The 14,024-nt window shown below is 30.4% G+C and carries 7 protein-coding genes; 5 read left to right on the top strand and 2 right to left on the bottom strand.

The window, feature by feature from the left end; all coding sequences use genetic code 4:
- Nucleotides 1–145: 145 nt before the first annotated feature.
- Together MBVG596_RS03400 and MBVG596_RS03405 are read right to left on the bottom strand one after the other, a co-directional pair.
- On the bottom strand, nt 146–4,528 hold the full coding sequence (locus tag MBVG596_RS03400) for a DNA-directed RNA polymerase subunit beta' (protein WP_096387208.1): 4,383 nt from the start codon (nt 4,526–4,528) through the stop codon (nt 146–148).
- Complete coding sequence (locus MBVG596_RS03405; protein WP_096387211.1) at nt 4,521–8,138, bottom strand: DNA-directed RNA polymerase subunit beta; 3,618 nt, start codon at nt 8,136–8,138, stop codon at nt 4,521–4,523. The genes MBVG596_RS03400 and MBVG596_RS03405 overlap by 8 nt, the downstream gene beginning before the upstream one ends.
- Nucleotides 8,139–8,538: 400 nt before the next feature.
- Between MBVG596_RS03405 and MBVG596_RS03410 the strand changes: the two genes are divergently transcribed.
- The 5 genes from MBVG596_RS03410 (at nt 8,539) to MBVG596_RS03430 (ending at nt 14,006) form a co-directional block, all read left to right on the top strand.
- Nucleotides 8,539–9,363 (top strand): deoxyribonuclease IV, encoded by an 825-nt coding sequence (locus MBVG596_RS03410; protein ID WP_096387214.1) that lies wholly within the window; start codon nt 8,539–8,541, stop codon nt 9,361–9,363.
- Between the two features lie 123 nt (nt 9,364–9,486).
- Nucleotides 9,487–11,136: a hypothetical protein gene (locus MBVG596_RS03415; RefSeq protein ID WP_096387217.1), complete on the top strand. Its 1,650-nt coding sequence runs from the start codon at nt 9,487–9,489 to the stop codon at nt 11,134–11,136.
- Between the two features lie 10 nt (nt 11,137–11,146).
- On the top strand, nt 11,147–11,488 hold the full coding sequence (locus MBVG596_RS03420) for a thioredoxin domain-containing protein (protein ID WP_096387220.1): 342 nt from the start codon (nt 11,147–11,149) through the stop codon (nt 11,486–11,488).
- Complete coding sequence (uvrC, locus tag MBVG596_RS03425; protein ID WP_096387223.1) at nt 11,488–13,200, top strand: excinuclease ABC subunit UvrC; 1,713 nt, start codon at nt 11,488–11,490, stop codon at nt 13,198–13,200. The genes MBVG596_RS03420 and uvrC overlap by 1 nt, the downstream gene beginning before the upstream one ends.
- Nucleotides 13,200–14,006 carry a hypothetical protein gene (locus MBVG596_RS03430; RefSeq protein WP_096387226.1) on the top strand — a complete coding sequence of 269 codons (807 nt, stop codon included), beginning with the start codon at nt 13,200–13,202 and terminating at the stop codon, nt 14,004–14,006. Before uvrC ends, MBVG596_RS03430 begins: the two co-directional genes overlap by 1 nt.
- The last annotated feature ends 18 nt before the right edge of the window (nt 14,007–14,024 follow it).

The following is a 14,024-nucleotide window of genomic DNA, read 5'->3' on the forward strand; positions in this document are numbered from 1 at the left end:
TTTTGTTGCATTTGAAAATTTAAAAAAGCTAACACTTTTGGTGTTAGCCTCCCCCTTAAACTCGGACAAAAAAGCCAACACCTCAGTGTTAACTTTTTTTGTCCTGGTTTACTTGGCCTATACTAAGATTAATTAAGCAAAGTAATTATTCTGCGAAATCTTGATCGTCAATGTCTTGCACATCTTCAATGTTTAACTCTGAGAACAATTCTTCAACATCCATTAAGTGGGCTTCAAAATTGTCTAGTGAGTAATCTTCTTCAAGTATTTGTTCATCAAGTTTGTATTTAGAAGAGAAATATGAACGAGGATCACGAATATCGTATTTACCTTTTTGGTCAAAATTAGAGTTTGTACCAGCAGGAATTTTACGTCCTAGAATAATATTTTCTTTTAAGCCTTCTAATCTGTCGCTTTGTGCTGAAATTGACGCATTAACAAGAATTTTAGGTGTTTCTTGATATGATGCAGCAGCTAAAAATGAGTCAGATAATAATGGAGTTTGTTTTGCGCCTTTGATTTTAACTTCACCAAATGGTGGACGCTTGCCTTCAGCTAATAAACGAGCTGATTCTTTTTGGAATGCTAAAATATCTACTAATGAACCAGTAAAGAATTTAGAATCGCCAGTGTCTGTAATCATAACTTTTGAAAGCATTTGTCTAATAATGATTTCAATGTATTTATCAGCAATTGAGATACCTTGTAGACGGTAAAGTTTTTGAACTTCTTGTAGCAAGTAATTTTGTACTGAACGTGTGTCAGCGTATTTTAATAAATCACCTAAAACAACTGGACCTTCAACAATTTTTTGACCAGGAATTAGTTTGTCACCTTCTTTAACAACAATTCTACGGTCAGCTTTTGTTTCAAAAGTAATAACTTCTTTGTCATCAGCATCATTGAATATTTCAATATCAATGAATTTAATGTTGCGGTGTGATGTTTCAGTTGGTGAATAAATAGATAAAACTGAACCATATCCTGGAGAAATAATAGCAGGACGACCTCAAGGTGAGTCATAGGCGTCAATTAATTCCATTAGACGACCAAAACCACCAGTAATATCTTCAACACCAGCAACCCCACCAGTATGGAATGTACGCATGGTTAGCTGAGTTCCGGGCTCACCAATTGATTGTGCAGCAACAACACCAACAGCTTCACCAATGTTAACAATACGGTTTAAAGCTAAGTCTTTACCATAACATTTTTGACAAACACCATTACGTGAATAACAAGATAAAACTGATCTAATTTCAACTTCTTTAATGTTTGCAGCAGTAATTTTGTCTACTATTTCAGGTGTAATTAGTTGGTTAGCAGCAATTATTAATTCACCATTAGCATCAAAAATTGGTTTGTTAGTGAATCTACCCTCAATTCTTTCAGCTAATGATTCAATAATTGTGTTTGTTTTATTGTCTTTAATATCGTCAACAACAAAACCATAGTCAGTACCACAATCTGGTTCTTTAACAACAATACCTTGAGCAACATCGACTAAACGACGAGTTAGATAACCTGATTTGGCGGTGTTAAGCGCAGTATCGGTAAGACCTTTTCTAGCCCCGTGAGTTGATGAATAGAATTCATAAGCTGTTAGACCTTCAAGGAATGATGATTTAACAGGAATTTCAACAGTTGAACGAACAACACGTTCGTTTTCGGCATCGGCCTTAAGAATTTTAACGTTGTTATTCATAAGTCCACGCATACCAGCAAGCTGAACAAAGTTAGATGAATTACCACGGGCCCCTGATGTAAACATCATGAATAGAGGGTTATAAGGATCTGATTTAGTTACTTGTTTTAAATCATCTTCAATTGAGTTTTTAATTTCAGCTCATTTTTTGATTGATAAACTATATCTTTCATCGTCGGTTAGCATACCTTCTTCGAAGAATGATTTTAATTTTTCAATGTAAATTTCACCTTCTTTGATTTTATTTTTGGTTTCAGGTAGGGTAATAACATCACTAACTGCAATTGTAGTACCCGAAATAGTCGAGAATTTGAAACCTAATGCTTTAATTTTGTCTAAAACATTTGCAACAACATTAGTGTATCTAAATCAAACTGATTCAAGCAATTTAGTATAGTCATCCAATGTTCAAATAGCTTCTTCATTGTTGTAACCGGCTGTTACAATGTATTGAATTTCGTTAAATTCTTCATGGATAAATCTAGTTAAAATTTCAGCGTGTGAAATATCAATTTGTTCGCCTTTGTAATCTTTAAGTGCGGCACATTTTTCAAAGATTTTATCTAAATTATCTTTGTCAATGTCGCTAATTACATTAGCTAAATCTTCCATGCAAATAACACTTACATATTGATCATAAACGTTACGCACTATTTTAGCTATATCTTTTTTAGTAAGAGCTAAATTAATTGGCATTTGGGCAATATGCTCAGCAAAATTTGTACCTGGTTTGATTAAATAATGTTGAAGTTGTTGGCTAGATTTTGAACTATGAACAACTTCTTTACCATTTGCTTCAATATATTTACCAAAAATGAATTCAAAACTATTTGGAAAGGCTCTGTTAAAGATAAATTTACCAACAGTAGTTGTGATATATCTATAATTGCCATCTGAATTAATTCATTTTTTATTTACTTGTTCAATTGGTAATACAACTCTAGAATGAACACTAACAACTTTATTTTCGTAGGCTGTTAACATATCTTCATAAGTTGCAAAGAATTTACCCTCGCCTAAAGCGCCTGGTTTTTCTTGGGTTAGATAGTATAGACCAAGAATCATGTCTTGACCAGGGTTAATAATTGGTTCACCATCTTTTGGCCCCAAAATATTTTTTGAAGCTAGCATTAATTCTCGAGCTTCGCGAGCAGCTTCGGGACTGATTGGAACGTGAACAGCCATTTGGTCACCATCGAAGTCAGCGTTGAATGGGGTACATGAAAGTGGGTGCAATTTGATTGCTTTACCACGAATTAAAACAGGTTCATAAGCTTGGATACTTAAACGGTGTAATGTTGGCGCACGGTTTAGAAGCACTGGACGACCTTGAATTGCTTTTTCAACATATGGTCAAATAATTGGGTCTAAGTTTTCAACTGCTTTTTTACCCGCTTTAATTGAATTTATGTTGTTTTTGTCAGATTTAATAAGTTCTCTAATAATTCAAGGTTCAAATAATTTAGCCGCCATTTCCCGAGGAATACCAACTTGGTGCATTTTTAGTTCAGGACCAACAACAATAACTGAACGTCCTGAGTAGTCAACACGTTTACCAAGTAAGTTTTGACGGAAACGACCTTTTTTACCAGTTAATGCGTCAGAAATTGACTTGAATGGACGGCCATCTTTTGAGGCAACTGGGTTTGGTTTTTTACGCGCATTATCAATTAGTGAGTCAACTGCTTCTTGAATCATACGGTACTCGTTTTGCTTGATTAACATCGGAGCATCGGTTTCTTCTCATTTTTTAAGACGATTGTTTCTTATAATGATCCGACGGTAAAGTTCATTAACATCACTTGTTGAGTGACGTCCACCATCAAGTTGAACTAATGGACGCAAATCAGCTGGAATAACTGGCAAGTTGTAAATCAACATAGATTTAGGGTCTTGACCAGATTTAATAAAGGCATTAATTACAGTTAAACGTTTGTAAAGTTTAGATCTTTCTTGAATTTTAGCTGCACCATTAGGATTTAGTGAAATTTGTTCATTAATTTCTTCAATTTCTCTTTCAAGTTTACGAGCTTCTTCAGCTGGATCAACGTTTTCTAGTAGATATTCAATTGCTTTCGAACCAGTTGAAATTAATGCATCAGAGTATTCATGAATAATTTCGTTGTATTCATAAAAGTCAATACCGTAATCTTGCCCCATTTTCGATGTTGCTTGTTCAGTTAACTCAGTAATTGCTTCGTCGATAACTTCATAAGCTTCTTGCTCAAATTCATCACCATTAGGGTCAAATTTTTCTTTTAATTCTAAAAGCGCTTCATAATAAATAGCGGCAGCATCAGAAATATCAATAATTGTATTTTTCTTTAATGATTTTAGTCCGCCATCTTCAAGAACGATATGGCTTTTGTAATAAATTAGTTTTTCTAATTCAGATTTGGTAACTGATTTAGAAGAATTAGCAACTTTTAATCCTAATAATTTTGAAATAATTGAGTGGTCAATTTTAAAGAATCAAAAGTGAACAACAGGATTTTTAAGAGCAATATGACCCATTCTACTTCTACGTGTGATTTTAGGTAGAATTTTTGGTTTGTGTTTTACACACATTGGGGTTCTAATGCAATCTGTGTTTTCATCGCTACGTTTATATTTTGTGTTACATACTGGACATTTATAGTCAGTAGTTGGCCCAAAAATTATTTCATCAAAAAGACCTTCTCTTTCAGGTTTGTAGCTTTTGTAGTTAATTGTTTCGGGCTTAGTAACTTCACCATTTGATCAGTTTGTAACATCTTTGTCAGTGGCTAATGATAGAGTTATTTTGTCAATTGATAATTTGGATTCGTTATTAAATCTACTCATTTGTGCCTCCAAAAATGTCAAAGTGTTGTAAAGTATCTTGTTCGTCATCTTGTTCTGAGTGTTTTACATCTAATTTCATACCAAGACCACGTAATTCGTATTTTAAAACATTAAATGATTCAGGTTCACCAGGTTTTGGTAGCTCTTTACCTGAGGCAAGAGCTGCATAAAGTTGGTTTCTACCATTAATATCATCTGATTTGTATGTCAAGATTTCTTGAAGAATGTTTGTAGCACCATATGATTCAATTGCTCAAGTTTCCATTTCCCCAAATCTTTGACCACCATTTTGTGATTTACCACCTAATGGTTGTTGTGTAATTAATGAATATGGACCTACTGAACGAGCATGCATTTTATCGTCAACCATGTGGTTTAGTTTTAGCATGTACATAACACCAACAGAAACTGGGTTGTCAAATTTTTCACCAGTAATTGGGTCAATTAAAATTTGTTTACCAGTAGTTGGTAAGTTCGCTTCTTCAATAACATCATAAATTTCTTCTTTTTTAATACCATCAAAAGGTCTAGTTACAAATTTAGTTTGCAATGTTCTAGCCGCCATTCCTAGGTGGATTTCTAAAACTTGACCAATGTTCATACGCGAAGGAACACCTTGTGGGTTAAGCATAACATCAACAGGTGTTCCATCTAGTAAGTGTGGCATATCTTCTTCAGGAAGCACAATTGAAACAACACCTTTGTTTCCGTGACGTCCTGACATTTTGTCACCAACTTTGATTTTACGTTTAACAGCAATTGAAACTTTAACAATTTTGGTTATTCCATCTTCAAGTTGGTCTTTATTTTCTCTACTTAAAACTTCAACAGCAATAACTGTACCGCCATGGCCGTTTTTAACTTTAAGTGAAGTATCTTTAACTGGTTGCTGTCTTTGTTGTAAAACAGCTAAAAGTAATTTTTCTTCTTGTGAAGGGTTGTCGTCACCTTTAGGACTTACTCTACCAACTAAAACATCACCTGGTGTTACATCACTACCAATACGAACAATACCAAATTCGTCTAAATGACGTGTGGCGAATTTTGAAACGTTTGGTAAATCAGCAGTTAATTCGTCATCACCGGCTTTTGATGTTCTAAATTGAATTGTTTGTTCTTCAATGTGAATTGAGGTAAATACGTCATCTTTAACAAGTCTTTCGTTAAGGATAATCGCATCCTCGTAGTTGTAGCCTTTGTATGTAGAAAAGGCAACAACTACGTTTTTACCAAGTGATAATTCTCCGTCTTTAAATGATGCACCATCAACAAGTAAGTCACCTTTTTTAACTTCTTGTCCTTCCTTAACAAGTGGTTTTTGGTGTACAACTGTATCTTGGTTTGAACGTTGGAAGTTTTTTAAATAGTATGTATCAAGTGCATTTTTTGCGTTTCTGATTTTGATTTTTTTACCATCAACATATTCAACAAGACCATCATTGCGAGCAACGAAGTTTCCTGATGAATATTTAGCAATATCTGCTTCAATACCAGTGGCAACAAATGGTGCTTCAGCTTCTAATAATGGAACTGCTTGACGTTGCATGTTAGCACCCATAAGTGCCCGGTTGGCATCGTCATTCTCAAGGAAAGGAATACATCCAGCGGCAACAGAAACCATTTGATTTGGCGAAACTTCAATAAAGTCAATTTCTTCAGCTGAGGCAATTTGGTATGTGTAATTATGACGAATAGTAATATTTGTATCAATAATTCTGTTGTTTTCATCAACTTTTACTGTTGACTGAGCAATTTTGTAGCCCATTTCGTCAGCAGCAGTTAAATAAACAGGTTCTGAGTAATTAACAACACAATTTTCAACTCTATAATAAGGAGTTTGTAAAAAACCAAACTCGTTTACTGATGCATATGTAGCATAGTTTAAGATAAGACCAATGTTAGGACCCTCAGGAGTTTCGATTGGACAAATTCTTCCATAGTGGGTCGCATGAACGTCACGAACCTCGAATTGAGCTGTATCACGGTTTAGACCACCAGGCCCAAGTGAAGTTATACGTCTTTCATTACTAATTTCAGCAAGTGGGTTAATTTGGTCCATGAATTGCGACAATTTCGATGAGTTGAAAAATGTTTTCATTTGGTTAGAAATTAATTTATTGTTTGTCGCATTTTTAGGGCTAACTTTATCAGGTTCTTTAGCGCCCATTCTTTCACGTGTTGTTTTTTCAAGTTTTGCTAAACCAACTTTTAGGTTGTTTTGAATTAATTCACCAATCGCAACAATACGTTTGTTTGTTAGCGCATCAGGGTCATCATCTTGACCAATACCATCTAACATATTGAAATAATAGTTAATTGCAGCAATTAAGTCTGAAACTACTAAATGTGTTTCGTTTGCTTTTGGATCGGTTCCAATAACTCTAACAGGATCTAAACCTTTTTCCATTCATTTTTTGTTAGGGAAAACTTTTATAGAAATAATTTTATCCCTTCTTTTTAATGATGAGTTGGCAGGATCGTTTAATAATTTTGCATAAACTACATCAGTTTTTATGCATTTTAATTTTTCAGATGAAAGCTTACCGTTATTGAAGTTTCATTGGATTAAAACAGCTAACTTGTGAGTAATAGGGGTTCCAATTTTTAGACTAATTTCATCCCCATTTTTGTCTTTAATAACAAGATCTTGACCTAAAATAGTTCCTGAAATACGGTCAACTAGATTTAGTTTTATGTTTAACATATAACGTCCAGTTGCACTTAGGTTGTAGTGCTTTTTATGGAACAACATACTTGGAATTAAGTTTGCTATAGACTCATCTGAAACACGGTCGCCCTTTCTGATGGTTCTAAATAACTCGTCTTGACAATTTTTAATAACTTCCTCAGGTGTAAATTCTGTAGTTGCCTTTTTGTCTCTTTTGATTGATTCTAAAATAACATCAGATCTACCAAATAATTCAAAAATATCATCATGCATTATTCCTAATGCACCTAAGAAAGTAACAATGTTAACATTTTTATTTTTGTCAATTCTTATTTTTACACTGTCAGGGTTTTTTGATGTTACCTTGTGTGAAATTTCAACTCAAGAACCTACACGAGGTAATATTTCAACCTTGTTAAAAAGATCGTCAGATTGTTTATTTCTAACTCCACGACCAAAATACGCACCAGGCGAACGAATTAATTGACTTACGATAACTTTCTCGCTACCGTTGATAATAAAACTTCCGCCAGAAGTCATTAATGGTATTTCCCCAAGAAAAACAACGTCTTCTTTAACTAAACCTTCGTTTGTTGTTGTTGCTCTAAATCTACCATACAGTTTACCTGCGTAGTTGGTTCCTTTAACCTTTGCTTTAGTAACTTCATCGTATTCTTTTGCTGGAACTTCAAGTGTTGCAGTATTGGGAATATACTCAAGTGTAACACCTTTGTTTGCAGAAGAAATAGGATAGTGTTCTCTAATCGCTTCTTCGATACCAGTTTTCTTAAATCATTCAAAAGATTCTTTGGATGTTTTTAAAAAGTCTTGAACTTGGAATATATTTTTTGTAGAAGAATAATCTCTACGTTTGGTGCCTGAACCAAATTCGCTAACTTTGTACTGGAATTTATTTACATATTTTTTATTTAGCTGTTCCATAAAACTCCTTGATTATCGCGTATAAAATAATATTTGCTTAATTTAATAAGTAAATATATTTAATTGTAGCATAAATTATTATTAACAAAAGTAAAATTTTATTTTTTTTGCCAATGTAATTTTATAAATATATTTTTACTAATCAATTCATTTTTAAATTGATTTGGGAAAATTATTATCTTAAAAAATAGTTTATTAAATTAATAAATTGAAAATTGAATTTGTTTATATTTTATTTTTTTACGATTTATATTTTTAAATGATATATATTTCTGGATGTTGCTATTAACAAAAAATAAGTTATGCATCGCATAAATAAATATTTATAATTCATAATCAATTTATTTAGGTATATTAAAATATCTTTAATAAAATTAAATACAAAATTTATAGGAGTTTTATGATTAAAATTGGATCTCACGTTAGCTTTAATGCGCCAGATTATTTGACTAATTCTTGCCAAACTTCAATTGAAAACGGCGCAAATACAATGATGATTTATGTAGGTGCTCCCCAAACAACTCGTAGAGTGAGTGTGGAAAAATACAAGCTTGAAGAATATAAACAAAACTTTTCTAAGTTAATAAAACCAGAGGACATTATTGTTCATGCGCCGTACATTATCAATTTAGCTTCAATTGAAAAAGGCGATTTTGCTGTTGAATTTTTAATTGAAGAAATCAAAAGAATTGATTATATTGGGGCTAAATATTTAGTTTTACATCCAGGAGCACACACAAAATTTCCGATTGATCAAACACTTGACAAACTTTGTGAAAATTTAAATAAAGTTTTTGAAAAAACATCAAATGTAGTTATTTGTTTAGAAACAATGGCGGGCAAAGGCACTGAAATATGTAATAATTTTGAACAAATTAAATATGTTATTGACAAAGTCGCTAATGAAAGACTGCAAATTTGTCTTGATACTTGCCACCTATGAGATGCTGGCTATAATTTAAAAAATTATGATGAGTTTAAAAAACAACTTATTGATTTTGATTTATTAAAAAATGTGCGAGTAATTCATCTAAATGATTCATTAAATGACTTATCATCACATAAAGACCGTCACGCCAACATTGGTAAGGGATTTATTGGCCTAGAAACGCTTAAAAAATTTGTATTTGATAAAGACTTTGATAACATTCCAATTATTTTAGAAACTCCTTGAACAGATCAAGGGCCAATTTACAAACAAGAAATTGAAATGTTATTAAATTAACTAATTTATTCATTTTTCAATTGAATTGAGAAAAAAATATTTAATTTTTACAACCGAAAGCTTAGAATTGTTTCAAAATTAATATTAACTTTACGTAATTTAATTTAAATATATAATTTAATTATGACTAAATCGCTAGAGAACCAAGTTAAGCAAAAAAATCCGTATTTTAAAAATGTAGAAAAAAAGCAAAAAAATCAAATTTTAACAACAAAGACAGCTATGGCCGGTGTTGAATTTTTAAAATTGCTTTTTTTAATTTTTATAAGTGCTTTTTTCATTTTAATACAGTATGGAAGCAATTGAATTAAAGACCAAAACACAGCCAATGTTATAGAAATTATTTATCTTTACTCAATTGGTTTAGTTTTTGGCGATTTAACAATTTTTATTATCATTGGTGTTTTGCTTTCGTTAATAATTAATTGATTAGAATTGTTTCTTAAAAAGTATTATTTTAAGTGATTTAGTGAGCATTTAAAAATTGATTATTGGTTTATAAGTAAAAGACTAAAACTTGTTTTATGATCCACAATCATTTGCATTGTTATGCTTTATCATTGAACGTTATTAAGTAAGCGAGAATTAGAAAATAATTGATTATATTCAACAAACGATTTAAAAAATATATTTCAACGTGGATGATATTATTCATTTACACAAGGTCCACAAAAAGCACTAGAAATTCCAAATGCAAAGGGAAATATTGGTGTTTTAGCCGATACAATTTTTAATATTTTGCATGTTATTTCATTTGGACCATATTTAATGATATTAAGCTTCACAATAATTCAAATAGTGTCATGGTTGTTTTTTATAACAATAAATCCTTTAAAATACTTTAAAAAATATTCGAGCAAAAAAACACCAATTGAGTTGAAAAATAACTTGAAAAAGATAAATTCATTATTTATTTATACAGATGAAATTGAAAGGTATTTTGAGTTCATTGACAAAGCATGCAAAATCCTTGAAATTGATATTGAACAAAATTCGTTGAAAAAAATATTAAAACTTGTTAGAGCAAATTACGAAATATTATCAACTAATGTAGAAACATTTAAGTATTACGAACATTTTAAATCTACTAAACAAAAAGAACAATCTGATGAGATGAAGTTCAAGAAACTCGTTGATGATGTGCTTGCAAAACAAAATATTGAATCAGCAAAAAATATGCCTCCACAATACCAAGCATCAAAAATTGAAGAGCAATTAACGCAAGACGATATACTATTAAATGCAGACATTATAGAAGATAGCCAAAACACTGAAAATACTATTGAAAAAGTAGAATTTGCAGAGCCTGTTATAGATGAAAAAGTAATTACTAATAATCAAGAAATTATTGATAATAATTCAATTAATAATGAACAAAATGATTTAAAAGAATTGAACCAAAATATTGACAGAACAATTGAGCTAAGAAGCATTGATACTGTTACATTAAATGAAGTTCAAGACGAAACTTGTGACATCATTTTAAAACCAGATTCACAAACCTCTTCAATGAAGGTAGAAATCAAGCCAACTATTACAAATTCTGTTAGTGATAACTTTGTATTAATTGACACTAATGAATTATTACATAATGACTCAACACAAGCAGAAATCACAAATACAAATGATTACCAAAACATTGATAAACAAACAAAAAATTCAATGGAATTCGTGAATATAAACACACAAGAAATAGAACATTATGAAAACAGCATTGATTCTATTAAAGAACAACCAAATGACGAATATGACTGAATAAGCCCATTTGAATAAAGAGGTTAGCGTGAAAAAATATACGTGAGATGAAGTCCAAAGCACAATTGAAAACAGAGTTAATTCATCTGTTATATTTTTTGTATGTTTCACAAAAAGCAATGATATTAATTCTTTAACTATGTTAAATACTTATGAGGAAGTAGAAGAACAATTTAAAAACAACTCAAATGTAAAATTTATGAACGTTGATATTGAAAAAACCAATATATACAAAGACATAAATGATTCATATAAAATTTGACAATCACCAAAATTTATAGTTATATACAATAACAAAGTAACAAGAAGTGGCTCTGGTATCTATCCTAAAGAAATAATCATTGACTTTATTGAGGAAAATCTTGAATAATGAATCCCGAATTAAGACAAAAAATGTCAAATTTGCCAAAATCACCCGGCATTTATCTTTGAAAAGATTCATTAAATCGAGTCATATATGTAGGTAAAGCTATAAATTTACACAGAAGAATGCATGATTATTTCGAGGGTGCAATAAACTCATATAAAACACACGCACTTGTTCAAAAAATTTGTGATTTTGAAATCTTTTTAGTTCGAAACAATAAAGAAGCCTTACTACTGGAAAAACAATTTATTGAGAAATTTAATCCCGAATACAACATACTACTTTTAGACGACAAAAGATACCCTTATATTAAGATTCAAAAATCGACCAAATCAATTGATATTTCAATTGAAAGGAAAATATATAAGCGTGGAAACGATGTAATTTATTTTGGCCCTTTTTCATCTGGGGGCGCAACCGAAATACTCAAATTATTACAAAGAGAAGCTCACTATGAAAATGGGTTAAAAATTATTAATTCAGATCCAAAGTTTTGAGAAAGCAAATTTGAAAAAATAAAATCATTAATCAAATTCAATAAAGATTACTTATCGCAATTAAAAACAAAAATGCTAAATGCGGCTGAAAATATGCAATTTGAAATTGCTCTTGACATTAAAAAAAGTTTAATCTTTTTAGAAAAATTAGTCCAAGACCAAGTAATTGAACTAAATAAATATCAAAATGTTGATGTTTTTGCTGCAAAATCAAATTTAAACAACATTTTCATAACAGTTTTGTACTATAGACACGGAAATCTTATTGGTAAAGACGATATGACTATTCCTATTCAAATTGATTTTAATGAAACAATCAATAACTTTTTTAGAGTTTTCTATAAAAATAAAATAAAGCCTGACCAAATTATAATAAGTGAACAAATTGGGCAAGCTTTATTGTTAGATGTCATGGATTATAACTTTGTAATTCCTCAAAAAGGTTCTTACTCAAAAATTTTATCAATTGCGCAAATAAACTTGAACAACTATTTTCAACAAAATCAACACAAATCTGATTCAATTGAGCAAAAAAATTATGAAATTTTAAAGCAATTATCAAAATACACAAATGGAACGATTTGCTCAAATATAATTGCATTTGATAACTCAACTTTATCAAATGAAAACCCTGTCGGTGTTGCTGTGGCATACACAAATGCAATGAAAAACAAATATTATTATAGAAAATTTAATCACTCTGAAATAAATTATCGTGAAGCTGATGTTGAATATATGAAACTTACAACAGAAAAATACTTCAAAAATATTGATGAAAATTTACTCCCGGATTTAATTATCGCAGATGGTGGCAAAGCCCAAATCAATGAAATTCATAAAGTTTTAAAAAAACTCAATTTCAATATAAATATTATTGGTTTGGTAAAAAATGATAAACACAAAACAAGCAAAATAATTGATGTTAATGGAAATGTACAAAATATAGAACCACCTAGTCTCAAAAACTTTTTAACACAAGTACAAATCGAAGTTGATAGGTTTGCAAAAGAGCATTTTTGAAAAAGAAAAAAAATATTTTCGCTAGAAAGCAAGCTTCAAAGAATAAAAGGTATAGGTGAAAAATATGAACAAAAACTCATTGAACATTTCAAGACATATTCCAACATCTATAACGCATCAATTGAAGAACTCGAAAGAGTATTACCAAAAAATTTAGCATTGAAAATATATAACAAAGATTTTTTATTGGAGGACTAATGTGAAGATTATCAGTTCAAAATTTTTATATGTCAAACTTGTCTAATTCAGCAGCAAGTGATTCAGGTGGATATTTCACAACCACAAATTTAATTAACATATCAATTTTCATTTTATTTGCTGCACCATTATTTCTGCAAGTCATACTAATTCGAAAAATACTATATGGTAATAAAACATATATCGAAAAAAAATTTATATTTTCTGACATTAAAGTTGTTAAATTAAGTCAAATTTTCCACTATATTATCACTGCATTAATAACATTAATTATGTTTATTGCATTGATTTTAATAAATGAGTTTTTAGTAAAAGACCCATCAATTCTTAAATCAAATCGAGCATCCTATATAATTTTGATATCAATTATTTTCACATTAAATGTAATAGTACTTTTAATTTGCATAATAAAATACAAAAAAATCAAAGTAAATACTAAAATTGATTGAGAAAAAGTCAAAAAATACTGCTTAGAGAACGATTTAAGATTCAAAAGTGGAGAATTCCAATACAGATTTAAAGACTCGTTTACTAATAAATATCATGAAGAAAACAGTGTAAATATTGAAAAAGAATGGTTAAAAGATTTATCAAGAAATTCAACATTCACAAAAACAAAAGACATTCCTGTTAAAATAGTGCGTTGATATATTTCAAAAGTTGATAAATTCTTTTTCAAAGAAGAGCTAAATTTAGATGACAAATTGCACTTAATTTGTAGCATTGTTATCAATCAATTAGTTGCAGATGGAATTTGCGAAAGTATTGAAAAATCAATTGAAAAAGTTTCAAGTATTGTCAAATAAAAATGCCTCGCGGCATTT

This window comes from Mycoplasmopsis bovigenitalium, assembly GCF_002356075.1.
In the GTDB taxonomy this organism is placed as follows: domain Bacteria; phylum Bacillota_I; class Bacilli_A; order Mycoplasmatales; family Metamycoplasmataceae; genus Mycoplasmopsis; species Mycoplasmopsis bovigenitalium_A.